Origin of the sequence: Herbaspirillum sp. NPDC087042 (assembly GCF_044745245.1) — a bacterium.
Classification (GTDB): Bacteria; Pseudomonadota; Gammaproteobacteria; order Burkholderiales; family Burkholderiaceae_D; genus Herbaspirillum.
Genome location: NZ_JBIUZW010000010.1, coordinates 173,209 through 199,890 on the forward strand (window position 1 = coordinate 173,209; position 26,682 = coordinate 199,890).

Annotated in this window: 25 protein-coding genes; 9 read left to right on the forward strand and 16 right to left on the reverse strand. The window is 63.0% G+C overall.

All coding sequences use genetic code 11. From position 1 onward, the window contains the following. The first annotated feature begins 117 nt into the window (after positions 1 to 117). Entirely contained in the window at positions 118 to 876 is a 759-nt protein-coding gene (locus ACIPHN_RS15305; protein ID WP_400437501.1) for an SDR family oxidoreductase, read from the forward strand. An 85-nt stretch (positions 877 to 961) separates the two neighbouring features. Here the strand turns inward: ACIPHN_RS15305 and ACIPHN_RS15310 are convergent, their stop codons facing one another. The 12 genes from ACIPHN_RS15310 to ACIPHN_RS15365 all read right to left on the reverse strand — a co-directional run bounded on the left by ACIPHN_RS15310 (position 962) and on the right by ACIPHN_RS15365 (position 8,916). After that, positions 962 to 1,375: a type II toxin-antitoxin system HigA family antitoxin gene (locus tag ACIPHN_RS15310; RefSeq protein WP_400437502.1), complete on the reverse strand. Its 414-nt coding sequence runs from the start codon at positions 1,373 to 1,375 to the stop codon at positions 962 to 964. After that, positions 1,375 to 1,656: a type II toxin-antitoxin system HigB family toxin gene (locus ACIPHN_RS15315; RefSeq protein WP_400437504.1), complete on the reverse strand. Its 282-nt coding sequence runs from the start codon at positions 1,654 to 1,656 to the stop codon at positions 1,375 to 1,377. The genes ACIPHN_RS15310 and ACIPHN_RS15315 overlap by 1 nt, the downstream gene beginning before the upstream one ends. A gap of 90 nt (positions 1,657 to 1,746) precedes the next feature. Next, a complete protein-coding gene (locus ACIPHN_RS15320) occupies positions 1,747 to 2,349 on the reverse strand; it encodes a UbiX family flavin prenyltransferase (RefSeq protein ID WP_400437506.1) in 603 nt (200 codons plus the stop codon). Between the two features lie 28 nt (positions 2,350 to 2,377). Further along, positions 2,378 to 2,689 (reverse strand): Grx4 family monothiol glutaredoxin, encoded by a 312-nt coding sequence (gene grxD, locus ACIPHN_RS15325; RefSeq protein ID WP_400437508.1) that lies wholly within the window; start codon positions 2,687 to 2,689, stop codon positions 2,378 to 2,380. Positions 2,690 to 2,900: 211 nt separating this feature from the next. Beyond that, positions 2,901 to 3,263: a ribosome hibernation-promoting factor, HPF/YfiA family gene (gene hpf / locus ACIPHN_RS15330; RefSeq protein WP_400437510.1), complete on the reverse strand. Its 363-nt coding sequence runs from the start codon at positions 3,261 to 3,263 to the stop codon at positions 2,901 to 2,903. 154 nt (positions 3,264 to 3,417) lie between these two features. Continuing rightward, a complete protein-coding gene (locus ACIPHN_RS15335; protein WP_400437511.1) occupies positions 3,418 to 4,908 on the reverse strand; it encodes an RNA polymerase factor sigma-54 in 1,491 nt (496 codons plus the stop codon). A gap of 62 nt (positions 4,909 to 4,970) precedes the next feature. Beyond that, positions 4,971 to 5,711 (reverse strand): LPS export ABC transporter ATP-binding protein, encoded by a 741-nt coding sequence (lptB, locus tag ACIPHN_RS15340; protein WP_400437513.1) that lies wholly within the window; start codon positions 5,709 to 5,711, stop codon positions 4,971 to 4,973. After that, positions 5,711 to 6,349 carry a lipopolysaccharide transport periplasmic protein LptA gene (lptA, locus tag ACIPHN_RS15345; protein WP_400437515.1) on the reverse strand — a complete coding sequence of 213 codons (639 nt, stop codon included), beginning with the start codon at positions 6,347 to 6,349 and terminating at the stop codon, positions 5,711 to 5,713. The genes lptB and lptA overlap by 1 nt, the downstream gene beginning before the upstream one ends. 45 nt (positions 6,350 to 6,394) lie before the next feature. After that, complete coding sequence (gene lptC, locus ACIPHN_RS15350) at positions 6,395 to 7,003, reverse strand: LPS export ABC transporter periplasmic protein LptC (protein WP_400437517.1); 609 nt, start codon at positions 7,001 to 7,003, stop codon at positions 6,395 to 6,397. Further along, positions 7,000 to 7,554 (reverse strand): KdsC family phosphatase, encoded by a 555-nt coding sequence (locus ACIPHN_RS15355; RefSeq protein ID WP_400437519.1) that lies wholly within the window; start codon positions 7,552 to 7,554, stop codon positions 7,000 to 7,002. Before ACIPHN_RS15355 ends, lptC begins: the two co-directional genes overlap by 4 nt. Next, complete coding sequence (locus tag ACIPHN_RS15360; RefSeq protein ID WP_400437521.1) at positions 7,554 to 8,582, reverse strand: SIS domain-containing protein; 1,029 nt, start codon at positions 8,580 to 8,582, stop codon at positions 7,554 to 7,556. The genes ACIPHN_RS15355 and ACIPHN_RS15360 overlap by 1 nt, the downstream gene beginning before the upstream one ends. A gap of 127 nt (positions 8,583 to 8,709) precedes the next feature. Continuing rightward, positions 8,710 to 8,916: a hypothetical protein gene (locus ACIPHN_RS15365; RefSeq protein ID WP_400437522.1), complete on the reverse strand. Its 207-nt coding sequence runs from the start codon at positions 8,914 to 8,916 to the stop codon at positions 8,710 to 8,712. A 64-nt stretch (positions 8,917 to 8,980) separates the two neighbouring features. Here ACIPHN_RS15365 and ACIPHN_RS15370 point away from each other — a divergent pair, with 64 nt between their 5' ends. The 3 genes from ACIPHN_RS15370 to ACIPHN_RS15380 all read left to right on the forward strand — a co-directional run bounded on the left by ACIPHN_RS15370 (position 8,981) and on the right by ACIPHN_RS15380 (position 14,568). Beyond that, on the forward strand, positions 8,981 to 10,972 hold the full coding sequence (locus ACIPHN_RS15370; RefSeq protein WP_400437524.1) for a cation:proton antiporter: 1,992 nt from the start codon (positions 8,981 to 8,983) through the stop codon (positions 10,970 to 10,972). A 189-nt stretch (positions 10,973 to 11,161) separates the two neighbouring features. After that, positions 11,162 to 12,766, forward strand: a complete 1,605-nt coding sequence (locus ACIPHN_RS15375) for a methyl-accepting chemotaxis protein (protein WP_400437526.1) — start codon at positions 11,162 to 11,164, stop codon at positions 12,764 to 12,766. Between the two features lie 140 nt (positions 12,767 to 12,906). Then, positions 12,907 to 14,568, forward strand: a complete 1,662-nt coding sequence (locus tag ACIPHN_RS15380; protein WP_400437569.1) for a methyl-accepting chemotaxis protein — start codon at positions 12,907 to 12,909, stop codon at positions 14,566 to 14,568. Here the strand turns inward: ACIPHN_RS15380 and ACIPHN_RS15385 are convergent. The 4 genes from ACIPHN_RS15385 to ACIPHN_RS15400 all read right to left on the reverse strand — a co-directional run bounded on the left by ACIPHN_RS15385 (position 14,496) and on the right by ACIPHN_RS15400 (position 20,838). Further along, positions 14,496 to 15,263 carry a phytanoyl-CoA dioxygenase family protein gene (locus ACIPHN_RS15385; protein WP_400437528.1) on the reverse strand — a complete coding sequence of 256 codons (768 nt, stop codon included), beginning with the start codon at positions 15,261 to 15,263 and terminating at the stop codon, positions 14,496 to 14,498. The two genes, ACIPHN_RS15380 and ACIPHN_RS15385, sit on opposite strands and share 73 nt — an antisense overlap. A gap of 139 nt (positions 15,264 to 15,402) precedes the next feature. Then, a complete protein-coding gene (gene uvrA, locus ACIPHN_RS15390; protein ID WP_400437530.1) occupies positions 15,403 to 18,258 on the reverse strand; it encodes an excinuclease ABC subunit UvrA in 2,856 nt (951 codons plus the stop codon). Between the two features lie 232 nt (positions 18,259 to 18,490). Beyond that, complete coding sequence (locus ACIPHN_RS15395) at positions 18,491 to 20,245, reverse strand: ArnT family glycosyltransferase (RefSeq protein WP_400437531.1); 1,755 nt, start codon at positions 20,243 to 20,245, stop codon at positions 18,491 to 18,493. 326 nt (positions 20,246 to 20,571) lie between these two features. Beyond that, positions 20,572 to 20,838: a hypothetical protein gene (locus tag ACIPHN_RS15400; RefSeq protein ID WP_400437575.1), complete on the reverse strand. Its 267-nt coding sequence runs from the start codon at positions 20,836 to 20,838 to the stop codon at positions 20,572 to 20,574. Here ACIPHN_RS15400 and ACIPHN_RS15405 point away from each other — a divergent pair. The 5 genes from ACIPHN_RS15405 (at position 20,780) to ACIPHN_RS15425 (ending at position 26,370) form a co-directional block, all read left to right on the forward strand. Then, positions 20,780 to 21,976, forward strand: a complete 1,197-nt coding sequence (locus ACIPHN_RS15405) for an MFS transporter (RefSeq protein WP_400437532.1) — start codon at positions 20,780 to 20,782, stop codon at positions 21,974 to 21,976. The two genes, ACIPHN_RS15400 and ACIPHN_RS15405, sit on opposite strands and share 59 nt — an antisense overlap. Before the next feature lie 18 nt (positions 21,977 to 21,994). Then, entirely contained in the window at positions 21,995 to 22,525 is a 531-nt protein-coding gene (gene ssb / locus ACIPHN_RS15410; RefSeq protein ID WP_400437534.1) for a single-stranded DNA-binding protein, read from the forward strand. Between the two features lie 501 nt (positions 22,526 to 23,026). Then, complete coding sequence (abaF, locus tag ACIPHN_RS15415) at positions 23,027 to 24,400, forward strand: fosfomycin efflux MFS transporter AbaF (protein ID WP_400437535.1); 1,374 nt, start codon at positions 23,027 to 23,029, stop codon at positions 24,398 to 24,400. A 118-nt stretch (positions 24,401 to 24,518) separates the two neighbouring features. After that, a complete protein-coding gene (locus ACIPHN_RS15420) occupies positions 24,519 to 25,523 on the forward strand; it encodes an Ldh family oxidoreductase (protein ID WP_400437570.1) in 1,005 nt (334 codons plus the stop codon). 166 nt (positions 25,524 to 25,689) lie between these two features. Next, positions 25,690 to 26,370, forward strand: coding sequence for a GntR family transcriptional regulator (locus tag ACIPHN_RS15425; protein ID WP_400437537.1), 681 nt, complete (start codon positions 25,690 to 25,692; stop codon positions 26,368 to 26,370). Positions 26,371 to 26,682 lie beyond the last annotated feature (312 nt).

Here is a 26,682-nt window from a genome sequence, read left to right on the forward strand (position 1 = left end):
TCATCTGCCCTTGCGCCGTGTTTGTTATAGTGAAAACCGCCTGTGCATCACAGGCGGTTTTTTTATCCACAGGTGATGCACGTTCCCGTCCATAAGATCAATTGAGGAGTCAATACGATGGCAGCACCGAAACGAATTGCGCTGGTGACCGGCGCCGGCTCCGGCATCGGCCGGCAGATCACCCTGGCGCTGCTGCGCGAAGGCTATGGCGTGGCCCTGGCCGGGCGTCGCCAGGATGCGCTGGAAGAGACCGTCAAGCTGGCCGGCGACGATGGCGCCAATGCGCTGGTGGTGGCCACCGACGTGACCGACGCGGCCTCGGTGAAGCAGCTCTTCGCCCGAACGAAAGAGCGTTTTGGCCGCCTGGACATGCTCTTCAACAATGCCGGCGTCTTCACTCCGCCGGTGTCGCTGGAAGAGATGAGCGTGGAGCAGTGGAGGTCGGCCGTGGATATCAATCTCACCGGCGTCTTCCTGTGCACGCAGGAAGCCTTCCGCATCATGAAGGAGCAGTCGCCGCGGGGTGGACGCATCATCAACAACGGTTCGATCTCGGCCCATGCGCCGCGTCCGTACTCGGCTGCCTATACCTCGACCAAGCACGCCATCACCGGCCTGACCAAGGCCACTTCGCTGGATGGCCGTGCCTATGACATCGCCTGCGGCCAGATCGACATCGGCAATGCGTCCACCGACATGACCACGCTGATGAAGAAGGGCACGCTGCAGGCCGACGGCAGTACCAAGGTCGAGCCGACCATGGATGCCGGGCATGTGGCCAAGGCCATCCTCTACATGGATAGCCTGCCGCTGGATGCCAACGTGCAGTTCATGACGGTGATGGCGACCAAGATGCCGTATATCGGACGCGGTTGAATCCTCGCGCGCGTTACCCCAATTGAAAATGGCCGCTGCATCATGCAGCGGCCATTTTCATTGCTTACCCGGATAGCGCGAGGGCCTAGCCGATGAATACCGACGTGCCGACTGCGAAGCGTTCGGCCAGTGCCTTGACCTGGCGCAGGTTGAGTTCGCGCTTGCCACGCAGGATTTCCGAGACGACACCCTGCGAGCCGATTTCCGGCAGGTCCGATTGCGTCAGCTGATGTTGCTCCATCAGGAATTGCAGCACGTCGATCGGTGTGACGTCTTTCAGCGGGAAATGTTTTTCATCATATTCGCCGATGAGGCTGCCCAGGGTATCGACCAGGTCGGACAAGGGATGGGCTTCATCAGCGGCACCCGCATCCAGCAACTGGTTCAGTGTGGCGACGGCGTGATCGTAATCCTGCGCGCTGCGGATCGGACGTAGCGGGATGACGGAGGACAACGCGGTAAAGTGCGAGGTGATGTCATCCATCACGTGCTTTTCCATCAAGGCTTCCATTTGTCATACTCCCTGTGTGTGAAGACGTACCGGATATAGAGCTTCTGGCTGTTGAAATTGATGAGCGTGATGATCCGGTACTTGTTGCCGCCAACATCGAAGACGTGGAAGTCACCTGCCTTGTCGGTAGCGTTGAAGGCTTTCTTCAACTCGGCGAAGTTGTCGAACGTGCGCGATTCGATGATCTTGCGCCACACTTGTAGTGGTGTCTCTGCCTGCGGATGGCGCAGGGAAAAATCGGTCAGGGCTTTGTTCGAGATGACGCGCATGAAGGCATGATATCTCAATTTGAGATATTTGCAAGAAGCATGCGGCTGATGAAGAGACCGGTGTCAGGCAGGCGGAGGTCGAATGCCCGGTCAGTCGGTGCTGCCCTTGAGCCCTTGCCACTCCGGCGTCAACTGCGAGGCAATACCAAAGAGGTCCAACACCCGTCCGAGGGTGTGATCGACCATCTCTTCCAGCGAGGCCGGGCGCTGGTAGAAGCCCGGCAGTGGCGGGAAGATCACCCCCCCCATTTCGGTGACGGAAGTCATGTTGCGCAGGTGCGCCAGGTTGAAGGGGGTTTCGCGCACCATCAGCACCAGGCGGCGGCGTTCCTTCAGGACCACGTCGGCGGCGCGCGTGATGAGGTTGTCCGACAGGCCATGGGCCACCGAGGCCAGGGTCTTCATCGAACAGGGGGCCACCACCATGCCGGTGGAGGCAAAGGAACCGCTGGCGACACAGGCGCCCACGTCACGCACGTTGTGCACCACGTCGGCCAGCGCTTCGACATCCTTGCGCCGCATGTCCAGCTCCTGGTGGAGCGTGAGCACGCCGGCGTCGGAAATCATCAGATGGGTCTCGACCTGCCCCTGCTTGCGCAGGTGTTCCAGCAGCCGCACGCCATAGATCGCGCCGGTCGCGCCAGTGATGGCGATGACCAGGCGCTGGCGCGGTGTGCCGGAGGTGGCGTTCATGATCGCCAGGCTTGTCGGGGAAAGCGGATCAGCCCTGGATGAGGGTCTGCAGTTCGCCCGAGGCGTACATCTCGCTCATGATGTCGGAGCCACCGACGAATTCACCCTTGACGTACAGCTGGGGAATGGTCGGCCAGTTCGAGTATTCCTTGATGCCCTGGCGCACGTCCGGGCTTTCCAGCACGTTGACGGTGACGATGTTCTCGGCGCCGCTGGCCTTGAGCAGCTGGATGGCCTTGCCGGAGAAGCCGCATTGCGGGAACTGGGCGGTACCCTTCATGAACAGCACGACAGGGTTTTGGGTCACGGTTTCTTTGATCCAGGATTGGACGTCGCTCATGGCTATGCCTTTGAAAATGGGATTGCCGACATTATAGGGAAAAGCCGGCGCTCGCGTTGGAACCGCCACACCCGGATTGATCTCGCACACAACAGTTTATTTCAATCGGGAAACTATTTATATGATATGCAAGCAATGACGCAGCTTGCCCAAATGCAAAAGGGCGCTTGCGCGCCCTTTGCTCATGTCAGGTGATGAAACTGTCAGGGCATCATGCCGCGCCAGCCATCATGTCGCCGGCAGCTTCGTCCGGCAGGCGTTTGGCGGCGGAGTGATGCTCCTGCAGCCGGTCCTTGTGCTTGATGACCTGGCGATCGAGCTTGTCGATCAGGGCATCGATAGCAGCATAGAGGTCGTGTGCGATGCTTTCCGCATGTAGATCCTTCCCCTTGATGTGGACGTTGATTTCCGCTTTTTGGCGCTTTTCCTTTTCTGTGAGTTTATCTACGCTCAGGATCACGCTGACGTCGATCACGTTGTCGAAATGGCGCTTGATGCGTGCCAGCTTGCTTTGCACGTATTCCCGCAGGGCGGGGGTCAGTTCGAGGTGGTGTCCACTGATGGTCAGATTCATACAACACTCCTATCGTGAAGTCACTGGAGGTTCGAGCAATCCATCGCTACTGCTGCGCTGCCAAAGGCACGTCTGACGTGTCGGTTGGCATCGGATGCTTGCCAGAACACAGCAACGGCTACTGCAGAGAAACTGAGAAAAAAATGCGAAACACTCAGAGGGACTTGCGGAGATTGACCGGCGGAATCTTCAACACTTCGCGGTATTTGGCGACTGTACGTCGCGCGACCACCATGCCTTGTTCTGCCAGCATATCCGCAATCTTGCTATCGGATAATGGGGTCTGCGGGTTTTCGGCTCCTATCAACTGTTTGATCAGTGCCCGTATCGCGGTGGAGGAGGCTTCGCCTCCGGTTTCAGTCGCGACGTGGCTACCGAAGAAGTACTTCAACTCAAACATGCCGTGCGGCGTGAGCATGTATTTCTGAGTTGTCACGCGAGAGATTGTGCTCTCGTGTAGACCCAGTGTATCAGCAATTTCACGCAGCACAAGGGGGCGCATGGCGACTGCCCCATGTGAAAAGAAGTTTCTTTGACGTTCGACAATAGCCTGTGCAACTCGCAAAATTGTATCGAAGCGCTGGCGCATATTCTTGATGAGCCACTTCGCCTCCTGCAGCTGGGAAGACAGCGATCCCTCGCCCTTGGCCTGCTTCAGCGCACTCGCATACATGGCATTGACGCGCAGCTTGGGCATGACCTCATGGTTGAGCATGACCTGCCAGCCGGTCTTTGTCTGTTTGACAATCACATCCGGCACCACGTAGTCGGAGGAATCGCGCGCGAATTCCGCACCCGGATGGGGGCGGCACTGGCGGATCACCGCCTGGGCTTCGCGCAGGTCCTCGTCGTCGCAATCGAGGGCTTTCTTGATCTTGTTGAAGTCGCGCTGGGCGAACAGCGGCAGGTAATCCTCAACGATCCTCAGCGCCAGCTTGCGGGTCACGAACGGCACCTTGGGCAGGCGCCGGATCTGCAAGGCCAGGCATTCGCCGGCACTGCGCGCGCCGACACCGGCCGGGTCCAGGCTCTGCAGCAATTTCAGCGCAATGCCCAGCTCTTCCAGGTCGATGCCCAGCTCTTCGGGCAGGCGCGCCAGGATATCTTCCAGCGGTTCTTCCAGATAGCCGCTGTCGTCGAGCGCGTCGGTGAGCAGTTCCAGCAGTGCGCGGTCGCGCAGGGTGCGGGCGGTCACGCGGATCTGGTCCAGCAGGTGTTCGCGCAGGGTGATTTCGTGGGCTTCCAGTTGCGGACGGGCATCTTCGTCGTCAGACGATTTGCCGTTGCGGGCAACGTCGTCGAAGCTCCAGTCGGACTCGCCGCTGACACCGCCCTCGGGGGCGTTGTCCTGGTATTCGAAGCTGGATTCGCCATCGGCGCTGGCGGGGGCCGCGTCGCCGCTGCCTTCGCTGTTGCCTTCGGCCACACCCGAAGAGGGCGTGGCACTGACGGCACCATCGGCCAGCAGGCGCACCGAATTGTCCAGCGCATCGTCGAGGCGTTCCAGCAGCGGATTGTCGGAGAGGATCTGTTCCAGCTCCTGGTGCAGTTCCAGCGTCGACAATTGCAGCAGTCTGATCGACTGCTGCAATTGCGGCGTCAATGCGAGGTGCTGCGAAGTTCGTAACTGGAGCGATTGTTTCATCTGTTTTTCGTGTGGCGGCGTGGCCCGCTGTTTTCTATGCCTAGCATCTCCGCACGCAGGTCTTACATGCGGAAGTGCTCTCCCAGGTAGACGCGTCGGACCGATTCGTTGGCGATGATCTCATCCGGATTGCCGCTGGCCAGGACCGTGCCCTGGTTGATGATGTAGGCGCGGTCGCAGATGCCCAGGGTTTCGCGCACGTTGTGGTCGGTGATGAGCACGCCGATGCCGCGTTCCTTGAGGAAGCGCACGATGCGCTGGATCTCGATCACCGCGATCGGGTCGATACCGGCAAAGGGTTCATCCAGCAGCACGAAGCGCGGATCGGTGGCCAGGGCGCGGGCGATCTCGACGCGCCGGCGCTCACCGCCTGACAGCGACAGGGCCTGGCTTTCGCGCAGCTTCTCGATCTGCAGTTCGTGCAGCAGGTTGTTGAGGCGGTTCTCGATTTCGTCGCGCGAGAGTGACTTGCCGTCTTCCTTGCGCAGTTCCAGCACGGCGCGGATATTGTCTTCCACCGTCAGCTTGCGGAACACCGAGGCTTCCTGCGGCAGGTAGGACAGGCCCAGCGTGGCGCGCTTGTGGATGGCCAGGCGCGAGATGGGCGAGCCATCCAGGTCGATCTCGCCGCCATCGGACGGCACCAGGCCCACGATCATGTAGAAGGAGGTGGTCTTGCCGGCGCCGTTGGGGCCGAGCAGGCCGACCACTTCGCCGCTGCGCACTTCCATGGAGACATCGCGCACGACCTGGCGGGCGCCATAGCTTTTCTTCAGTCCGCGGACTACCAGCGAGCTCGTCATTACTGGTCCTTTCCGGGTTGCGCGGCCTGGGGCTTGCGTTGCGGCGCGGCCGGCTGACCCGGGACGGAAGCAGGGGCGGGAGCAGGCGCAGCACCGGCCGGCGGCGGACTCTTGGGCTGGATCACGGCCGTGATGCGGCCGGCGCCCGGCTTGCTTTCGCCGCTGACGGTGTTGTTGACCGAGTAGAACTCGGCGCGGCTGTCATAAGAGATGAACTCGCCATTGACCTCGTCGGTGACGCGCTTGCCATCCATGCGCTGGATGTGGGCGCGCTGGAACAGCTTGGAAATCTCGGTCTGCTCGGAGTACTCGATGCGCTCGGCCTGGCCTTCGATCCACAGGTCGGGGCCGCCATCGCGCTTCTGGCGGAAGCTGGCCAGTGCGCCCGGGGCGGCGTACAGGGTCGCATACTCGTAGCCGTACTGGTCGGTCGTCAACACCACGCGACCGGCCTTGATGATGAGCGTGCCGCGGGTCATCACGACATTGCCGGTGAAGGTCTTCACCTGGCGCACGTCGTCATAGACCATCTGGTCTGCTTCGATGTTGGTGGGCTTGGTGGAGTCGGCCTTCTCGGCACGCGCCACGCCGCACACGGCAACCAGCATCAACAAGGGCAGTAAGAGTGAGCGTTTCATAGATTCCTGTCGGGTCTTGGCGATCTTGTTGTAATGGGGAGGGACTCAGCGTTTCTTCGGGGCCGGCTCGTAGTAGCCGCGGACATTGCCAAACAACTGCACGACCGCCGTGGCGTTGTTGGCCAGCATGCCCACACCATTCAATCTGGTGGTGCCCATCGTCATTGCAACCGGTTTGTCGGTCTTGACGATTTCATCGTCGGGCAGCAACAGCAGGTATTCCGACACCAGGTGCATGGGGTCGCGTCCCTTGGTGGCGCCACGGATGGCGTTGGCATTGCCGTACATGTGGATCTGGGTCTGGTCATCGGTCACGTGGGCGGTGTCCGAGTACAGCTCCATGGGGGGCTTTTCCTTGTCCAGGTTGTGCACCACCGGCTTGGTGATCTCGAAGGAGTCGTCCAGCGGGAAGTGGACCATCTTGGTGCCGGAGACGTCGTAGCGCGGCAGGCCGGTCGGCCCCATCTTCACGTAGTTGAAGTTGTCCAGGTAGTAGTCGGGCTTGCCGCGCGGACGTTGCGCCGCCTGCTGGTCGCCAGTGGCGCGCAGCGCCTGCAGCACCCAGAAGCTGCCCAGGGCGGCGCCGATCAGCAGGACCAGGATCACCACGATGCGGATCCGGTCGGCTGCACGTTCGCCGCTGCGCCCGCTCATGCCAGGTACGGCGCCAGCGCCGCCTCGTAGTTGCCCTGGGCGGCCAGCACCAGGTCGCAGACTTCGCGCACCGCGCCGTTGCCGCCGCTGGCCTGGGTCACGTAGTCGCTGCGGGCCTTGACCTCGCGATGACCATTGGCCACGCAAGCCTTGAAGCCGACCCGGGTCAGCACCGGCAGGTCGATGACGTCGTCACCCAGGTAGCCGCAGGCCGATGCGCTCAGGCCGGTGTGCTGCAGCAGTTGCTCGAAGGCCTGGCGCTTGTCATGCACGCCCTGGAACACCTGGGCGATGCCGAGATCGCGCGCACGACGCAACACGTAGGGCGACTGGCGCGCGGTGATGATGGCTGCCGCCGTGCCGAACTGCTGCATCATCTTGATGCCGTGGCCATCCAGGGCGTTGAAGCGCTTGAACGCTTCGCCGTCTTCGCCATAGAACAGCCCGCCATCGGTCAGCACGCCATCGACGTCGAAGATCATCAGGCGGATAGCGGCGGCCTTGGCCAGGACGGCCGGGTCGAAGGTGCTGGCGAAGGCTGGCGTGGTCATCAGATCACCTTGGCACGGGTCAGGTCATGGATGTGCAGCGCACCGGTCAGCACGCCATCGGCATCGGTGACCAGCAACTGGTTGATGCGGAATTCTTCCATCAACTGCACGGCATCCACCGCCAGTTGGTCCTGGTTCACGGTACGCGGGTTGGCGTGCATGATGTCGGCGATGCAGAACTTGCTGAAGTCCTGGCCGCGTTCGAGCAGGCGGCGCAGGTCGCCGTCGGTGAACACGCCGATGGGACGGAAGTCCGCATCCACCACGGCCGTCATGGCCATGCCCTTGCGCGTGATTTCCATGAGCGCCTCCGACAGCGAGACATCCGGGCGTACCGCCGGGATGGCATCGCCACTGCGCATCACATCGCGCACATGGGTCAGCAGGCGGCGGCCCAGCGCGCCACCGGGGTGGGAGCGGGCGAAATCCTCTTCCAGGAAGCCGCGCGCATCCAGCAGCGAGACCGCCAGCGCGTCGCCCATGGCCAGGGTGGCCGTGGTGCTGGCGGTGGGGGCCAGGTTGAGGGTACAGGCTTCCTTGTCCACGCCCACGTTCAGGTGGACGGTGGACAACCGGGCCAGGCTGGAGTTGTCATTGCCGGTCATGGAGATGATGACCGCGCCCATGCGCTTGACGATGGGCACGATGGCCATCAGCTCGGCGGTTTCACCGGAGTTGGAAATGGCGATGAAGACATCCTTGGCCGTCACCATGCCCAGGTCGCCATGGGCGGCTTCGGCCGGATGCATGAACAGCGACGGGGTGCCGGTGGAGGCCAGGGTAGCGGCGATCTTGCGGCCGATGTGGCCGGACTTGCCGATACCGGAAACGACGGCGCGGCCATTGCTTTGCAGCAAGAGATGCACGGCCTGGGCCAGTGGCTCGGCGCTGTCGTCGGACAGGCGGTTCTTCAGCGCCAGGATGGCATCGGCTTCGATCTGCAGGGTCTGGCGCGCCAGTTCGAGGGCGCGGCGGGCATCCCCGGCCGAAAAAGATGCAGGCGTGGTTTTGTCATCGGTTACACTCATAACCGAAGTATAAACGAATTAGCAAAGCAAAAAACTTGCCAGATGTAAGGGAATGCTGCTGGCCTGACCCGGTCGGGCGCGGTGCAGCATGCTTGCAACAGGGAGCGCACTGGCAGTGGCGACGATATCAGGTTGCGGTGCAAAAAATGGTAAGGCAATGGGGGCACAGGAATGAAGCTGCTGTTGCCATGTCGCCGGCCTGAATCCACAAACTGGTGCGCACCAAACTGGGCCGGTGCTGGCGTGCCGCGGCCATCATCCCGATCGGCCTGATCGGCTTGATCTGCCCACCCATCTCGGCCATCCGGCATGTTTCTCGCTTCACGGTGGTCAATGCGATTGCCCGTGCTGATTCCCGGCGAGTCCCAACATCGTTACCAGAATCACATCATCCACACATGTTTTCCGGACTGGAACTGACCCTCTTCCTTCTGGCCGCGGCGGTGCTCGGCGTGGTCGCTTTTCGCATGATGCAGTTGCCCCCCATGCTGGGCTACCTGGTGGTGGGCATCGTGATCGGGCCGCACGGCCTGGCCTTTGCCGAGGATAACGAGACCACCCATGCGCTGGCCGAGTTCGGCGTGGTGTTCCTGATGTTCTCGATCGGCCTGGAGTTCTCGCTCTCCAAGCTCTCGGCGATGCGGCATATCGTCTTCGGCCTGGGCGTAGCCCAAGTGGCGGCCACCATCGCCGTGACCATGGTCGGGGCCTGGGGCGCGGCCATGTTCCTGCCGCAATTCATCAACGTCACCTGGCAGGCCGCCTTTGCGCTGGGCGGCGCCTTGACCATGTCTTCCACGGCCATCGTCTCCAAGCTGCTCACCGAACGGCTGGAGCTGGAGACCGAGCACGGCCGCCGCATCCTGGGCGTGCTGCTGTTCCAGGATCTGGCCCTGGTGCCGCTGCTGATCGTGGTGCCGGCGCTGGCCAAGGATTCCGGCGACATCATGGTGACCCTGGCCTGGGCGGTCGGCAAGGCGCTGGTGGTGCTGGCGCTGCTGCTGTTCTTCGGCCAGAAGCTCATGCGTGGCTGGTTCCGCATCGTGGTCAAGCGACGCTCGCAGGAACTGTTCATGCTGAACCTGCTGCTCATCACCCTGGGCGCGGCCTGGATCACCGAGAAGGCCGGCCTGTCGCTGGCGCTGGGCGCCTTCATCGCCGGCATGCTGATCTCCGAGACCGAGTTCAAGCATCAGGTGGAAGAAGACATCAAGTCCTTCCGCGATGTGTTGCTGGGCCTGTTCTTCATCACCATCGGCATGCTGCTCAATGTGCGCACCCTGGTGGACCACTGGTTCCTGGTGCTGGCCCTGCTGACCGGCCCGGTGTTGCTCAAGTTCGGCCTGATCGCGGCGCTGGCGCGGCTGTTCGGGTCGAGCCCGGGCGTGGCGCTGCGCGTGGGCCTGGGGCTGGCGCAGGCCGGCGAATTCGGCTTCGTGCTGCTGAGCCAGGCCGGTGGCCTGAAGCTGGTCGACCCCATGCTCATCCAGGTGATCCTGGCGGCCATGGTGCTTTCGATGCTGGCGACGCCCTTCATCCTGGCCAAGTCCGACGCCATCGTCATGAAGCTCTCGGCCAATGAATGGATGCTGCAATCGCTGGCCCTGACGCAGCTGGCTACCCGCACCATGGGGGTGCAGAAGCATGTGATCATTGCCGGCTTCGGCCGCAGCGGCCAGAGCCTGGCGCGGCTGCTGGAAGAAGAGGGCATCGCCTACCATGCGCTGGAGATGGACCCGGAGCTGGTGCAGGATGCCCGCAATGGCGGCGCCAATGTCTCCTATGGCGATGCCGCACGGCGCGAAAGCCTGGTGGCCGCCGGTATCCATCGCGCCGCCGCCCTGGTGGTGACTTATGCCAGCACGCCCTCGGCGCTGAAGGTCTTGCATCATGCCGCCGAGCTGGAACCGGAGCTGCCCGTGATCGTGCGCAGTCACGACGACGCCGACATGGAAAAGCTGCTCCATGCCGGCGCCACCGAGGTCGTGCCGGAGGCGCTCGAAGGCAGCCTGATGCTGGCCTCGCACGCGCTGGTGATGCTGGGCGTGCCGCTGCGCCGCGTGGTGCACCGGGTGCAGGATGCGCGCGACGAACGCTATGCCTCGCTGCGCGGTTACTTCCACGGCATGTCCGACGCCGAGGCCGATGGCGTGGGCATGAACGTACGGCTGCAGTCGGTTTCGCTGATCGACGGCGCCAGCGCGGTTGGCCGCACGCTGGCCGAGCTGGACCTGCCGGCCCAGTGCGGCGCCGAGGTGGCCATGCTGCGGCGGGGCAAGCTGCGTATCGAAGCGGGCCAGGATACGGTGCTCCTGGCCGGCGATATCGTGGTCCTGCGCGGCAGCTCGGAGAGCATCCTGCGGGCCGAAAAGCGCCTGCTCAGCAAATAAACCGGTCGCCACACCAAAATAATTGTTCTCCTGGCCGGGCGCGCCCCTGTTCCCTTGGTACGGGAAATGCTAGTGTTTCCCTGCGGCAGTGAGCAGGCTTATCCGCGCCTCTCGCTGCACCCATGCGCGCTAGCGGCTTACACGATGAGTCGCTGGCAAAGAAAACAAGAACGCAAGTCCAGGAGAAACATGTTCAGCACACTCACGATCAGGGCACGCCTGATTTTCGTCATCGGTTTTCTGGCCCTGCTGCTGGTGGCGTCCGGCGTATTGGGCGTCGCCAGCCTGCGCTCGACCAATGCGCAGATGCGCTCGCTCTACGAGGACAGGCTGGTCGCCTTCTCCGAGCTGGAGCGCATGTCCTCGGCGCTGGATGCAGCGCGCAACGGCATCTCCAGCTCGCTGGTGGGGGACTCCGGCGAGATCGATGCCAGCATGGACAAGCTGGAAAAATCGCTCAAGGACAATGACGCCGTCATCAAGCAATACCAGGCCACCGCGCTTACCGACGAGGAAGCCGCGCTGCTGCAGAAGATGGTGGCGCAGCGGCAGAAATTCATCGCCGAGGGGATCAAGCCCGCCGTCGAGGCCCTGCGCAATCGCGACCTGCAAAGTGCCATCGAGGTGTATGGCGATGCCATGCTCAAGCGCTATACCGAGACCCACACCACACTGGCGCAACTGATGGACCTGCAGCGCAATGTCGGTCGCGATCTCTACGAGCAGGCCCAGCGGCGCTATCAGCTCCTGCTGGTGGTGATGAGCGTGGCCATGGCCGCCGGCCTGGCGGTGGCACTGTGGATGGGCGCCCTGCTGGTGAAGGCCATCTCGCGTCCGCTGCAGCGCGCTGTCACGCTGGCGCAGGCGGTGGCTGCGGGCGACCTGACGCAACAGATCGTCGTGCATAGCCAGGACGAGACCGGACAGCTGATGCAGGCGCTCAAGCAGATGAACGAGAACCTGCAGGGCATCGTCGGCCAGGTGCGTGCCAGCACCGATACCATCGGCACGGCCTCTACCGAGATCGCCCACGGCAATCTGGATCTCTCTTCCCGTACCGAGCAGCAGGCCGGTGCGCTCGAAGAGACCGCCTCGACCATGGAGCAACTCACTTCCACGGTGCGCCACAATGCCGAGAACGCCCAGGAAGCCAAGCAACTGGCGCAGTCGGCATCGGAGGTGGCGGTGCGCGGCGGCGAGGTGGTGCGCCAGGTGGTCGATACCATGAGCGCCATCAACCAGTCTTCCAGCAAGATCGTCGACATCATCAGCGTGATCGACGGTATCGCCTTCCAGACCAATATCCTGGCGCTCAACGCAGCGGTGGAAGCCGCGCGTGCCGGCGAGCAGGGACGCGGCTTTGCGGTGGTGGCCTCCGAGGTGCGCTCGCTGGCCCAGCGGTCGGCTGCGGCGGCCAAGGAAATCAAGGTTCTCATCGACGATTCGGTGGCACGCGTGGGCAGTGGCAGCGCCCTGGTGGCGCAGGCGGGCCAGACCATCGACGAGGTGGTCAGGAGTGTTCAGCGCGTCAGCGAGGTGGTCAGCGATATCAGTGCGGCCGGCCGGGACCAGAGCCTGGGCATCGAGGAGGTCAACCGCGCCATCACGCAGATGGACGAGAGCACCCAACAGAATGCCGCGCTGGTGGAGCAGGCTGCCGCCGCCGCGCAATCCCTGCAGGAACAGGCGGCGCAGTTGAGTGGCGCAGTCAGCGTGTTCCGGCTGGGCGGGACGAGCGGAATGGGCGGGGTGGGCGGGATGAGCAGCGCAGGTGGCCCCGCCCTGATCGCCTGATCGCCTGATCGTCTGAACGCACCCACGCCCGCTGCCGGCGCTGCCGCGCCGGTCAGCAAATGCCAGTAATTTCGCGCCGCTTTGCGGGACACTCCCTATCGTGACAAGTACAAGAACGATAGGGAGAATCCGTGAACAAGATGAGTATCAAGTTTCGCCTGATCCTGGCGATCAGTTTCCTCGCTGTGATGCTGGTGGCATCGAGCGTGCTGGGCCTGCTGGCCCTGCGATCAAGCAACGACCGCATGCGTTCGCTGTACGAAGACCGGCTGGTGGCGCTGTCCTTGCTGGAGCGCGTCGAAGCCACCCTGGAGGCCACCAGCAACGGTATCTACGGCATCATCACGCTCGATTCCAGCGAAGGCTGGAATCCCGCCGAGATCGACCGGCGCCTGGATGAGCTGGAAAACAAGCTCCAGGCCAGCGAGCCCGATATCCAGATCTACCAGGCCACCTACCTGACCGAGCAGGAATCGACCCTGCTGCAGCAATTCCTCAAGCAGCGCACCAGCCTCATCGAGGACGGCTTCAAGCCAACCCTGCTGGCCTTGCGCAAGCGCACCTTCCAGGCCGCCGACGATATCTTCAGCGGCACCGCGCGCAAGCGCTACGACGAGGTGCATCACACGATGGTGGAGCTGAAGCAATTGCAGATCGATGTCGGCCGCGAGCTCTATGAGACCGAACAGGGGCGCTATCGCCTGCTCATGCTGGTCATGGGCGCTGCCATGCTGACCGGCCTGGTGGTGGCTTGCCTGGAGGCGGTGCTGCTGGTGCGGGCAATTTCCCGGCCGCTGGGTCAGGCGGTCTCGCTGGCCAGGGTGGTGGCCTCGGGTGACCTGAGTCGCGACATCGAGGTGCGCAGCCACGATGAAACCGGACAGCTGATGCAGGCGCTCAAGGACATGACGGCCAACCTGCATCAGATCGTGGCGGCGGTGCGCGCCAGTACCGATACCATTGGCGCGGCGTCCAAGGAAATCAGCGCTGGCAATCTGGACCTGTCGGCGCGCACGGAACAGCAGGCCGGTTCGCTGGAGCAGACCGCCTCGGCCATGGCGCAGCTGACCTCGACCGTCAAGGCCAACGCCGACAATGCCAGCCAGGCCAACATGCTGGCGGCGTCGGCCTCGGAAGTGGCGGTGCGTGGGGGCGAGGTGGTGCGGCAGGTGGTCGATACGATGAACTCGATCAACCAGTCTTCGACACGCATCGTGGACATCATTGGCGTGATCGATGGTATCGCCTTCCAGACCAATATCCTGGCGCTCAATGCGGCGGTGGAAGCCGCGCGGGCTGGCGAACAGGGGCGTGGTTTTGCCGTGGTGGCGTCCGAAGTGCGTTCGCTGGCGCAACGGGCGGCAGCCGCCGCCCGTGAGATCAAGGACCTCATCGACGATTCAGTGGACAAAGTCGGCAAGGGCACGGCCCTGGTCGGGCAGGCCGGACAGACCATGGATGAAGTGGTGGCCAGCGTGCGCCAGGTCACTGACATGGTCGGTGAAATCAGCAGCGCCAGTCAGGAACAGAGCACCGGCATCCAGGAAATCGATCGTGCCATCGTGCTCATGGATCAGGCCACGCAGCAGAACGCGGCACTGGTCGAACAGGCCGCCGCCTCGGCACAGGCCTTGCTGGAACAATCGCAGCGCCTGGAGCGGGCGGTCAGCGTGTTCCAGCTGGGCAGTGCCGCCGCAATGGCGGTTACGAAGGTGCCGCCACTGGAAGATCAGTTGTCCAGCGCGATATCCTCGGAAGCCGCCGAGCGGGTGCCGGCCAAGGGGGGATTGCTCTTGCCGTGATAGGCGAACACCGCCGAGCACTTGACCCGGTCGCTGTCATTGCGGCCGGCGGCGTGGAACAGTCCGCTATGGAACAGCACCACGTCGCCCGGTTCCAGCGAGAGCGCGATGCCCTGCGCAAACAGGGCCTGGTTGGCCGGCACTTCCGGGCGCAGGAAGTCCAGCTCATCCATCTGCTCGGGCTGCAGTTGCAGCGTGTGGGAGCCGGGGATGAACTTGAGCGCGCCGTTCTCGGGCGTCTCCGCACCCAGCGCCAGCCACACCGAGACCAGCTCGTTGCGCGGGAATGACCAGTAGCGGATATCGCGATGCCAGCCAGTGGCCGTGCCAAAGGCCGGGTGCTTGGTCATGATGCAGTTGTGGTGCGCCAGCGTGATGCAGACCGGTTCCTCGAACAGCTGGTGCAGCATGGCCACCAGTTGCGCGTCGCCGGCCCATTCGCGATAGACCGGATCGCGCTGCCAGGCTGCACGCAGGCGCCGCGCGGTGCGTCCGCCTTCGGCTTCCAGCGAGGCCGGGGCGCCCTCATAGCCGACCTCGGCTTCGTATTCGAGCGGGGCGACGGCGTGTTGCAGATGATCCTGGGTCACCGCCAGCATGCGCTCACGCAGCGCGGCGGAGGCCATGCCCTTGATCAGCAGGTAGCCCTGCTCGCGGAAGAAAGTGACCTGGGCGGGGGACAGCGGGTTTGACATGATGGACTTCCTGGGTTGCACAAGGAGCGCATGGATTGCGCCAAGTGCATGACTGTATGCCTCGGCCAGCGGCGCGCAAGATACAGATGTGCTTCTTTTCTGTATCGTTTGCGCGCGCGCAAGAGCGGGCCGGTTTTTCCTACTTTTTCTTCTTCAGCAAGGGGGCCAGGTACTTGCCGGTGACGCTGGCCGGATTCTTGGCCACGTCCTCGGGTGTGCCTGCGGCCACGATACGGCCACCGCCGGCGCCACCTTCCGGCCCCAGATCGATGATCCAGTCGGCGGTCTTGATGACGTCCAGGTTGTGCTCGATGATGGTCACCGTATTGCCCTGGTCGCGCAGACGATGGATCACCTTGAGCAGCAGGTCGATGTCATGGAAGTGCAGGCCGGTGGTCGGTTCATCGAGGATGTAGAGCGTGCGGCCGGTATCGCGCTTGGACAGTTCCAGCGACAGCTTCACGCGCTGTGCCTCGCCGCCCGAGAGGGTGGTGGCGCTCTGGCCCAGCTTGATGTAGCCCAGGCCCACGTCCAAGAGCGTCTGCAGCTTGCGGGCGATCAGCGGCACCGGCTTGAAGAACTCGTGCGCATCCTCTACCGTCATGTCGAGGATCTCGGTGATGTTCTTGCCCTTGTATTGCACTTCCAGCGTTTCGCGGTTGTAGCGCTTGCCGTGGCAGACATCGCAGGGAACGTACACGTCCGGCAGGAAGTGCATCTCCACCTTGATGACGCCATCGCCCTGGCAGGCTTCGCAGCGACCACCCTTGACGTTGAAGGAGAAGCGCCCGGCACTGTAGCCACGCTCCTTGGACATCGGCACGGTGGCGAAGAGGTCGCGGATGGGGGTGAACAGGCCGGTGTAGGTGGCCGGGTTGGAACGGGGCGTACGGCCGATGGGGGCCTGGTCCACCGCGATCACCTTGTCGAAATGTTCCAGGCCGCCGATGGCTTCGTGCTCGGCCGGCTCGGTCTGGGAGCCATACAGGTGGCGCGCCGCCGACAGGTAGAGCGTGTCGTTGACCAGGGTGGACTTGCCCGAACCGGACACGCCGGTCACGCAGGTCAGCAGGCCCACCGGCAATTCCAGGTCGACGTTCTTCAGGTTGTTGCCGGTGGCGCCGGTGATGGTCAGCATGCGCGACTCGTCGCAGGGCGTGCGCTTCTTGGGCACGGCGATTTCCAGCGAGCCGTTGAGGTACTTGGCGGTCAGCGACTTCTTGTTCTTCAGGATCTCCGGCAGCGAGCCATGGGCGATCACGTCGCCGCCATGCACGCCGGCGCCGATCCCCATGTCGACGATGTAGTCGGCGGTGCGGATGGCGTCTTCATCGTGTTCCACCACCAGCACGGTGTTGCCGATGTCGCGCAGGTGGCGCAGGGTGTCGATGAGGCGGTCGTTGTCGCGCTGGTGCAGGCCGATGGACGGCTCATCCAGCACGTACATCACGCCGGTCAGGCCCGAGCCGATCTGCGAGGCCAGGCGGATGCGCTGGGCTTCGCCACCGGAGAGGGTGTCGGCGCTGCGTTCCAGCGAGAGATAGTCGAGGCCGACGTTGTTGAGGAAGGTCAGGCGCGAGACGATTTCCTTGATGATGCGGTCGGCGATTTCCTTCTTGGCGCCGGTCAGCTTCAGGGTCTCGAAGAAGGACAGGGTTTCGCGCAGGGGCGTGGCGGCCACTTCATAGATGGCGCGCTGCTGCTTGCCGCTGCCCACCTTCACGTAGCGTGCTTCCACCCGCAGGCGTGCGCCGTGGCAGGAGGGGCATTGCTTTTCGTTGATGAACTTGGCCAGTTCTTCCTTGACCGCCATCGAATCGGTCTCGCGATAACGGCGCTGCAGGTTGTTGACCACGCCTTCGAAGGTGTGCTCCTTGACCACGGTGCGGCCACGCTCGTTGACGTAGGCGAACGGAATGGTCTGGCGGCCTGAGCCGTACAGCACCGCCTGCTGGGCCTTGTCGTCGAGCTGCTCGAAGGGAACGTCGAGGTCGAAGTTGTAGAAGGCGGCGATGCTGGTGAGCATCTGGAAATAGAACTGGTTGCGACGATCCCAGCCCTTGATCGCGCCCGAGGCCAGCGACAGGTTGGGGAAGGCGACGATGCGCTTGGGATCGAAGAACTCGATATGGCCCAGGCCGTCGCATTCCGGGCAGGCGCCCATGGGATTGTTGAAGGAGAACAGGCGCGGCTCCAGCTCCTGCAGCGAATAGCCGCAGATGGGGCAGGCGAACTTGTTGGAGTACAGGTGTTCCTTGCCGCCGTCCATTTCGAGCGCGATGGCGCGGCCATCGGCCAGGCGCAGCGCGGTCTCGAAGCTCTCGGCCAGGCGCTGCTTGATCTCGGCCTTGACCTTGACGCGGTCGATCACCACGTCGATGGTGTGCTTTTCGGTCTTCTTCAGCTTGGGCAGGTCATCGACCTCGTAGACCTTGGCCGCGCCGGTGCCGCTCTGGATGCGGAAGCGCACGAAGCCCTGGGCCTGCATCTCCTCGAACAGGTCGGCGTGTTCACCTTTGCGGTTGGCCACCACCGGCGCCATGATCATCAGCTTGGTGTCTTCCGGCAGGGCCAGCACGGCATCGACCATCTGCGAGACCGATTGGGCCTCCAGCGGATGTTCGGGGTGATCCGGGCAATAGGGCGTGCCCACGCGGGCGTACAGCAGGCGCAGGTAGTCGTGGATCTCGGTGACGGTGCCGACCGTCGAGCGCGGGTTGTGCGAAGTGGCCTTCTGCTCGATGGAGATGGCCGGTGACAGGCCTTCGATCAGGTCGACATCGGGCTTTTCCATCAGCTGCAGGAACTGGCGTGCATAGGCCGACAGCGACTCGACATAGCGGCGCTGTCCCTCGGCATACAAGGTATCGAAAGCCAGCGAAGACTTGCCCGAACCGGACAGGCCAGTGATGACGATAAGCTTGTTGCGGGGGAGGTCTAGGTTGATATTCTTCAGGTTATGCGTGCGCGCGCCGCGAATGCGAATTTCTTCCATGGATGCCTTCAGCTAGGGTTTCCTGCCGCCGCGTGGAATGACGCCGTGCGCGGAGCAGCGGTGGGACAACATGTAACTATAACAGGACTGCGCATGGCCGGCAGGCAGGCTTGCCGCAGCAGGAGACCCATGTGGGCGCACTTGCCGCAAATGAAAGTGCAGCCATGAAAAAAGCCGGCGCGAGGCCGGCTTGGGGGGTAATCCGATCTTGTTGTCTGCTACACCACGGCCATCAACCGGCGCGCTGGTAGACCTTGAGCAACTGTCCGGTATCGCCGTCGCGGCGCCCTTCCCAGAACAGGCGCCAGTGGCCATGCGGATGCGGCGCCACGCCCGGGGTCTGCAGCATCACCCAGTTGCACTGGGTACGACGGGTGCCGTCGATGGGCTGGTGCAGGATGCCGGTGTAGTAATACAGCATCGGAGCCTCGGACTCGCCCAGGTTTTCGCTGGCCATGCAGTCACCGGGCTGCCAGAGCGGGGCGATCTGGGTCTTCAGGTCGGTGTAGACATATTCATAACTCTTGCCATAGTCCGCCCAGGGCAGCAACAGGGTATAGGCCAGGCCCCACATCAGGGTGATGCCGCCGAACCAGCTGAAGACACCGCGCCACTGGCCCGACAGGCGCAGCTTGTTGAGGCTCCAGATCCACAGGATGCTCATGGCGGCAGCCGCCAGCAGCGCCAGTGGTTGGAAGGGGGTGACGAAGTCCAGCGGCAGCCACTTGCCCATGAAGCCGATCCAGTGGTGGTAGCTGGTCGGCAGCGTGGAGACCACATAGGTCGCCCAGATGCCCACGGAGATCAGGCCGAAGACGATGCGCGAGAACCAGTCCCAGGCCAGGTGGGCCCAGTGAGGCAGGCGCGGGATGGCTTGCACGGCCAGCAGGGCCAGCGGCAGCAGCACCGGCAGCAGGTAGAGCTGGCGCGCCGTGGCCGAGCTTTGCAGTACGGCCAGGCTGATGCCGGCGAAGGCCAGCGGCAGCGCCACCATCGGCTGACCGATGCGGCGCCAGTCGCCCAGCGCCAGTGCCAGCAGGGCCAGCACCGAACCGGGCAGGGCGAAGCCGAACAGGGCGCGCAGGATTACGGCCTGATCGTTATCCGACCCCAGCTTGTTGACTGAGAAGCCGAAGAAGCGGCCGACGTTGTTATCCCAGAACCACTCCATGAAGAGCGGCACCGAGTGCTGTGCCAGCAGGGCCGGCCACACCACGAAGAAGGGCAGCGAGACCAGCACGGCCGCGCCGACCATCTTCCAGTACGACAGGCTACGGCATTCGCGCACCATCACGCCCACGGCCATCGCGGTAGCCGCGAAGGTCAGGGGAATGAACAGGCCCTTGGTCATCTCGGTGATGCCGACGCCCAGGCCGAACCAGAACGCCGCCATCCAGGCCGGCGTGCGGTTCTTTTCGTTGGTGGCAATGGCCAGCAGGCCGTAGATGGCCATGGCGCCGCCACTGACCAGGGCGACGTCGGTGAACATGTCGTGCGCATGCTTGACCATGCCGGGAGAACCGGCGAACAGGGCCAGCGTACCCAGTACCGGCAGGCTCAGCGTATCGCGCTGGTGCCAGACCAGCTTGGCGATGCGGGCCACGAAGGCCAGCGTCACCAGGTTGTAGAACACGCTGGCCAGGCGGGCGCCATCATGGTAGTCCAGCAGCGGATGGAAGAGCTTGGCCAGCAGCACCGCAGTCCAGTAGTACAGCGGCGGCTTTTCCATGAAGGGCTGGCCGGCATTGGTCGGAACCAGGTAATCACCCGAGACCAGCATGTGGTGGATGATGCCGAAGGTATAGGTTTCGTCCTGCTTCCAGGGGCCGTGGGCGAAGATGCCCGGCAGCAGCCAGGCGGCGCCGATCAGGGTCAGCAGCAGCCAGGCCGTGCGCGTGGGCAGCGCCCGTCGGGCCCAGGCATCGGTGGACGTGGCGGTAAAAGCGGATTCTGCTTTGGACTCGGAAGCCGAAGTAAATAAAAACATTGCTGGACACTAATGCGAACCATGCATCCGGTTCGCGCAAAATCAATCATGGAAGACCCCGGCGCGCAGGGGAATGGAAACACGAAAATGCCCACAGGCACTGTCATCGCCATCCTCTGCGTTCGACGGTCCTCACCCCCTCAGTACGCGTGATTGCTTTATTTTTCTTGGCGATTTTGTTGCCATCAGGAAATGTCTTCCGGATCAGACGCGATGGCGCTTATAGGGGGATGCAGGAAAAATGAGCAATCAGCCATTTTGGCATAAACCGTCCCGAAAATGACAGATCTGTCAGCAAGCTTGTGCTTAAAAAAGCTGCAAGACTTTCAGGTGTTGGATTGATGCCGCACATGGAATGCGGTCATGACTTCGTTTAAGGGGGTATTGCTGCAGACGGCGGGACAGTCGATGCTGTTACCATACTGCTTTTGCCCCATAGCCGGATTTGTACGCAGGTCCGGCAGTCGCCAACGCCAGCCCCCTACACGTATGTCCCAGTCCACGAGCTCAACGGCATCGCCTGAAAAATCCGGCATGTCGCGCGCCGAGGTGCGCGCCAGTGCGTCTCTCGCTTCCATCTTTTCCTTGCGCATGCTGGGCTTGTTCCTGGTGCTGCCGGTATTTGCGGTGCATGCCCATAGCCTGCCCGGAGGCGACAGCGACACCCTGGTCGGCATCGCGCTGGGGATCTACGGTCTGGCGCAGGCCTTTGGCCAGATTCCCTATGGCATTGCCTCGGACCGCTATGGCCGCAAGCGCATCATCGTCATCGGCCTGGTGCTGTTCGCGCTGGGCTCCTTCGTGGCGGCATCGGCCAGCAGCGTGATGTGGCTGCTGGTGGGGCGGGCCTTGCAGGGCTCCGGCGCCATCTCGGCGGCCATCACGGCCTTCATCGCCGACTCCACCCGCGAAGAGCATCGTACCAAGGCCATGGCCATGGTCGGCGCCTCCATCGGCGTGACCTTCGCGGTCTCGATGGTGGCCTCGCCGCTGCTCTACAAGTCCATCGGCATGGGCGGCATCTTCAGCCTGACCGGGGTGTTGTCACTGCTGGCCATTGTGGTGGTGGTGTGGCTGGTGCCCAATGCGCCGCGGGTCCAGGCCAAGCGCGTCTCGCTGGGCCAGGTGCTGCGCCATGGCGAACTGATGCGCCTGAACATGGGCGTCTTCACCCTGCACCTGACCCAGGTTGCCATGTTCATGGTGGTCCCCGGGGCGCTGGTGCAATATGCCGGCCTGCCGCTGGGCGAACACTGGAAGGTCTACCTGCCGGTGGTGCTGGCCTCCTTCGTCCTGATGCTGCCGCCGATCATCGTGGCCGAGAAGCAGGGCCGCATGAAGCAGGTTTTCCTGGGCGCCATCGCGTTGATGCTGCTGGTGCAACTGGGCTTCTGGGCGGTTCTCTCCCATCCGCTGGGACACTGGTGGATGCTGGTGGCCTTGCTGTTCCTGTTCTTCGTCTCCTTCAACATCCTGGAGGCGGCACAGCCCTCGCTGGTGTCGCGCATCGCGCCGCCGGCGGCCAAGGGCGCGGCGCTGGGCGTGTACAACACGCTGCAGGCGCTGGGCCTGTCCTGTGGTGGCGCATTGGGTGGCTGGATCAAGCAGAATGTCGGGATTTCGGCGGTCTTTCTGTTATCGGGTGTCGCCACGCTGTCCTGGCTTATAATCGCGGCTAACATGAAAAACCTGCCGCGCCGCACCGCGCCGGCGGCAGGTGCAACAGCCTAAACGTATTCAGGAGAAACAATGGCATCGGTCAACAAAGTCATCATCGTCGGCAACCTCGGACGCGATCCGGAAACGCGCTACATGCCCAATGGCGAAGCCGTCACCAACATCGCCGTGGCCACGACCGAGAGCTGGAAAGACAAGAACTCGGGCGAAAAGAAGGAACTCACCGAGTGGCACCGCATCACCTTCTACCGCAAGCTGGCCGAGATCGCCGGCCAGTATCTGAAGAAGGGTTCGCAGATCTACGTCGAAGGCCGCCTGCAGACCCGCAAGTGGCAGGACAAGGAAGGCGTCGAACGCTACACCACCGAAATCATTGCCGACACCATGCAAATGCTGGGCGGCCGCCAGGGTGCTGGCGGTGGCGGCGGCATGGATGAGGGCGGCTACGGCGGTGGCGGCGGCGGTGGTTATGGCGGCGGCGCTCCGCGCCAGAGCGCCGGTGGTGGCGGTGGTGCAGGCGGTGGCGGCGGCGCCCCGCGTCAGCAGCCGGCACAGCGCCCGGCGCCCAACTTCTCGGACATGGACGACGACATCCCCTTCTGAGTTGTGCCTGGGACCAGGACACAAAGCATTTCTCCGAAACCCCCGCATTGCGGGGGTTTTTGGTTTCTGGCGAATCGATCGGGGGCAGGCAGCATGCTGATTCGCCTTTTCCTCATTCGATGGGAATCAAGGGATCGCCGAAGTGGTGCGAAGCCCGCCGGTATCCTGCAGAATGCCCTGAATACGATCAGTCGTTCCCCCTGTTGATCTGCCCGCCGGGCTTCCATCTCCATCTTCACACCCCGTTTTCCTGATCCGCCAGTTGCCTGCCACAGGCCGCCAATGGGCGCTGCCGCCCTTGCGGGAAGGGCTGTTCCTGCCATCCTGCTGTCTCCATCTCCAGGTGAAAACTGCGGCCCTGCAGAGCGGGTCGTCTGGCATCGAAATTGCTTGTCAGGATCCCATGTTTGTAGATTGTGTATTGGATATTGTATATTCTTCGTTGTCGTCATACACTGGCGCCGGCTTAGATGCGCAATATCAAAACTCAAGGAGATGGAAATGACGAGTCAGTACGGGGATGTCGCAGCGCCCGGGAGCGAAGCGAAAACGAAGGGTGCAAGCAGTGAACTGAAGCAGGTAGTGGCCGCTTCCATGGTGGGATCGGTGGCCGAGTGGTACGAATTCTTCCTCTACGGGACGGCGTCGGCGCTGGTGTTCGGGACGCACTTCTTCAAGAAGACGGGTAATCCCATCGACGGCCTGCTGGCCGCCTTTGCGCTGTATGCGGTCGGCTTTGCGGCCCGTCCTATCGGCGGACTGGTGTTCGGCTACTACGGCGACAAGTTCGGCCGCAAGCATCTGCTGCAGATCAGCCTGGTGGTCGTCGGCATTACCACCTTCCTGATGGGATGCCTGCCTACGTTCGAGTCCATCGGCTATTGGGCGCCGGCGCTGCTGGTGACACTGCGCCTGATCCAGGGCTTTGCCTTTGGTGGCGAATGGGGTGGCGCTATCCTGCTGGTGAGCGAACACAGCCCCGACAACCGCCGCGGATACTGGGCGAGCTGGCCGCAGGCCGGGGTGCCGCTGGGCAATCTGGTGGCGACCATCATCTTGCTGATACTGTCCAGCTCCCTGTCGGAAGCCGACTTCCTGGGCTGGGGCTGGCGGGTGGCGTTCTGGTTCTCGGCCGTGGTGGTCCTGATCGGTTTCTGGATCCGTCGCAAGGTCGATGATGCCCCCATCTTCAAGGAGGCGCAGGCGCGTCGCGAGCTGAAGAAGGAAAAGCAGCTGGGTGTGGGCCATGTGCTCAAGCACCATTGGCGCCAGGTCATCATCGGTATCGGTGCGCGCTTCGCGGAAAACATCCTCTACTACATGGTGGTGACCTTCTCGCTGACTTACCTGAAGCTGGTGGTGGGGGCCGATACCACGCGCATCCTGAAGCTGATGTTCGCGGCCAACCTGATCCACTTCTTCTTCATTCCGCTCATGGGCCTGATGTCGGACCTCATCGGCCGCAAGCCGGTCTATCTGACCGGAGCCGTCCTCACCGCAGGCTGGGGCTTCGTGGCCTTTCCCATGATGGATACCGGGAACGACTGGATCATCATGGCCGCCATCGTGCTGGGATTGTTCATCGAGTCGATGACCTATTCGCCCTATTCGGCGCTGATGACCGAGATGTTCCCGACCAATGTGCGCTACACCGCGCTGTCGCTGTGCTACCAGGTGGCGCCGCTGATGGCCGGCTCGCTCGCGCCGCTGATAGGTCTGTCCCTGCTTGAGCGCTATCACTCCTCGACGCCCATCGCCATCTATCTGGTTGTGGCCGCGCTGATCTCGATTGTCTGCGTTGGCATGGCAAAGGAGACGCGAGGGAAGTCCTTGCGTGAGGTCGATGCGGAAGCTGGAGCCCGGGTGAAGTCCTGATCCCGACGCCTCTGATGACTTAGGGAGCCACCCCGGTCGGGGTGGCTTTTCTTTCTGGACGACGCGGTGGCAGTGCCTGCCGCAACATGTACAAGGAGTGCGGGTGAGCACCGGAACCATGAGATTGTCGCTTGCCGAAGTTTTCCGGCTGGGCGTGGACACGCTGACCCACAACGGTCTGGCCCGTGACCATGCCGAATCCATTGCGCGCGTGATCACCGCGGGTCAGCGCGATGAATGTCATTCGCACGGACTGTATCGCCTGATCAGCTGCGTAGATGCCATCCGCAAAGGCAAGGTGGTGCTTGATGCTGTGCCCGAGGTGGAGGAGGTGTCTCCCGCCATTACACGGGTTGACGCCGGATTCGGTTTCTCCCAGCTGGCATTCGACCGGGGACTCGGGCGCTTGATAGAGAACGCGCAAAGCATCGGTATTGCGGCGCTGGTGGTGAACAACTGCTATCACTTCTCCGCGTTGTGGCCGGAAGTCGAACGCATTGCGGAGGCCGGGCTGGTCGGCCTGGCGATGACGCCCAGCCACAGCTGGGTCGCGCCGGCCGGGGGCGGGAAGCCGGTCTTCGGTACCAATCCGATGGCCTTTGCCTGGCCGCGCCCGGGCCAGCATCCGTATGTGTTCGATTTCGCGACAAGCGCTGCCGCAAGGGGTGAAATCGAGCTCCACCGTCGTGCAGGAAAGAAGATTCCCCTGGGCTGGGCAGTGGACGCAAGCGGTGCGCCGACCGATGATGCCGAGGCGGCGCTCAATGGCGCCATGCTGACCTTCGGCGGACATAAGGGCTCGGCCCTGGCGGCCATGATAGAGCTGATGGGCGGTGCGCTCATCGGGGACATGACGAGTGCCGATTCCCAGCGTTTCGATGAAGGCGCGCAGGTCACGCCGTGTCATGGCGAGCTCATCCTCGCCTTCAACCCGCACTTGCTGGGCGGCGCCAAGGCAGCCCAGGGGGCGCAGAGCGCGGAGGCCATGTTCGACAGTATCCGGGCGCAAGGTGCGCGCCTGCCGTCGCAGCGCCGGTTTGAGGCACGCGAGCGCGCGCAACAGGACGGGGTGGAGCTGCCCGAGGGACTGTATCGGGACATCCTGGCACTGAGCGGCCGATAGATGACCGACCAGCGCCTGTCGAACAATCCTCGATCGGGGGCTCAGCGGCCTGCTGCGGGCGGGCAAAGTCCTGCCCCGATGGGGGTTTCTGCTAACATCGTAGAAAATATGCAATATTCATCGCCAGGCCGACCGGCTTGGCTGCATCCCAGTGATTACTTGAACCATGAACGAAAAACGTCCCGCCCTCGGCTTCGCCACACGCGCCGAAGCCGCCGCGAATGAACTGCGCCGCCGTATCCTCACCGGCGAATACGAAGAGGGGTATCAATTGCGGCAGGATGCGCTGGCCACCGAAATGGGCATCAGCCGAATTCCGTTCCGGGAAGCCTTGCTCCAGCTTGAGAATGAAGGACTGGTCAAGATCCTGCCTCACAAGGGGGCGGTCGTTTCCGAATTGTCCCCCGAAGATATTACCGAGCTCTTCGAATTGCGGGCACTCCTGGAGCCGGTGCTGTTGCGCAAGTCCATTCCCAAGCTGACGGCCGACGATTTTGCCAGGCTCGATGCCATCCTCGCCGAGTACAGCGTCGTGCTGCATGCCAGCCAGGAAGGGCGCTGGGGCGAGCTCAATACGTCCCTGCACCAGTTGCTGTTGTCGCGTGCCGAGCAGCCGAAGACCTCGGCCATCGTCGCCTCGCTGTTGCAGCATACGGACCGCTATACCCGCATGCAGCTTTCCCTTTCGGAGGCGGCCCGGGATGTCGCCGAGTCGGAGCACGCCGAGCTGGTCGCCCTGTGCAAAAAGGGTGACACGCGGGCGGCCACCTCCTTGCTCAAGCGTCATATCGAACATGCCTGCGATGAGCTGAAGGCCTTCTTGCGCGAGCGCCGTCAGGCGCGCTGATCTTCCACCCGCCTTCCCCCTGGCCTTCGGGCTAGCCGATCAGGTGTTGCGGTGGCCATGACCGCTGCCGCAACCCGCGCTGATCCGTTCTCTACCCGCCGTCACGCACGCCGGGGCATTCCCGAATCGACAAGATGCATGGGCGACCGGCCTGGAACGCCCTGTTGTCGCGACGTCTTATTTTATATTGTATATTCTATCCAAGTTGGATAGAATCTTTCCGTCGACGCCAGAGGCTCGGCGGAGCGGGCGATTCCTGTCCGGCGGACCTGCTTGAAAGCGCTTCTCTTGTGCCGGGTGGATTGCCTGGCC

Coding starts and splice junctions, on each gene's coding strand:
- ACIPHN_RS15305 (WP_400437501.1), top strand. CDS start 118: ATGGCAGCACCGAAACGAATTGCGCTGGTGACCGGCGCCGGCTCCGGC.
- ACIPHN_RS15425 (WP_400437537.1), top strand. CDS start 25,690: ATGAACGAAAAACGTCCCGCCCTCGGCTTCGCCACACGCGCCGAAGCC.
- ACIPHN_RS15405 (WP_400437532.1), top strand. CDS start 20,780: ATGTCGCGCGCCGAGGTGCGCGCCAGTGCGTCTCTCGCTTCCATCTTT.
- grxD (WP_400437508.1), bottom strand. CDS start 2,689: ATGAGCGACGTCCAATCCTGGATCAAAGAAACCGTGACCCAAAACCCT.
- ACIPHN_RS15355 (WP_400437519.1), bottom strand. CDS start 7,554: ATGACCACGCCAGCCTTCGCCAGCACCTTCGACCCGGCCGTCCTGGCC.
- ACIPHN_RS15395 (WP_400437531.1), bottom strand. CDS start 20,245: ATGTTTTTATTTACTTCGGCTTCCGAGTCCAAAGCAGAATCCGCTTTT.
- ACIPHN_RS15420 (WP_400437570.1), top strand. CDS start 24,519: ATGAGATTGTCGCTTGCCGAAGTTTTCCGGCTGGGCGTGGACACGCTG.
- lptA (WP_400437515.1), bottom strand. CDS start 6,349: ATGAAACGCTCACTCTTACTGCCCTTGTTGATGCTGGTTGCCGTGTGC.
- lptC (WP_400437517.1), bottom strand. CDS start 7,003: ATGAGCGGGCGCAGCGGCGAACGTGCAGCCGACCGGATCCGCATCGTG.
- ACIPHN_RS15315 (WP_400437504.1), bottom strand. CDS start 1,656: ATGCGCGTCATCTCGAACAAAGCCCTGACCGATTTTTCCCTGCGCCAT.
- ACIPHN_RS15375 (WP_400437526.1), top strand. CDS start 11,162: ATGTTCAGCACACTCACGATCAGGGCACGCCTGATTTTCGTCATCGGT.
- abaF (WP_400437535.1), top strand. CDS start 23,027: ATGACGAGTCAGTACGGGGATGTCGCAGCGCCCGGGAGCGAAGCGAAA.
- ACIPHN_RS15400 (WP_400437575.1), bottom strand. CDS start 20,838: ATGCGCAAGGAAAAGATGGAAGCGAGAGACGCACTGGCGCGCACCTCG.
- ACIPHN_RS15385 (WP_400437528.1), bottom strand. CDS start 15,263: ATGTCAAACCCGCTGTCCCCCGCCCAGGTCACTTTCTTCCGCGAGCAG.
- ACIPHN_RS15310 (WP_400437502.1), bottom strand. CDS start 1,375: ATGGAAAAGCACGTGATGGATGACATCACCTCGCACTTTACCGCGTTG.
- ssb (WP_400437534.1), top strand. CDS start 21,995: ATGGCATCGGTCAACAAAGTCATCATCGTCGGCAACCTCGGACGCGAT.
- ACIPHN_RS15370 (WP_400437524.1), top strand. CDS start 8,981: ATGTTTTCCGGACTGGAACTGACCCTCTTCCTTCTGGCCGCGGCGGTG.
- ACIPHN_RS15380 (WP_400437569.1), top strand. CDS start 12,907: ATGAGTATCAAGTTTCGCCTGATCCTGGCGATCAGTTTCCTCGCTGTG.
- lptB (WP_400437513.1), bottom strand. CDS start 5,711: ATGACGAGCTCGCTGGTAGTCCGCGGACTGAAGAAAAGCTATGGCGCC.
- ACIPHN_RS15320 (WP_400437506.1), bottom strand. CDS start 2,349: ATGAACGCCACCTCCGGCACACCGCGCCAGCGCCTGGTCATCGCCATC.
- ACIPHN_RS15360 (WP_400437521.1), bottom strand. CDS start 8,582: ATGAGTGTAACCGATGACAAAACCACGCCTGCATCTTTTTCGGCCGGG.
- ACIPHN_RS15335 (WP_400437511.1), bottom strand. CDS start 4,908: ATGAAACAATCGCTCCAGTTACGAACTTCGCAGCACCTCGCATTGACG.
- hpf (WP_400437510.1), bottom strand. CDS start 3,263: ATGAATCTGACCATCAGTGGACACCACCTCGAACTGACCCCCGCCCTG.
- uvrA (WP_400437530.1), bottom strand. CDS start 18,258: ATGGAAGAAATTCGCATTCGCGGCGCGCGCACGCATAACCTGAAGAAT.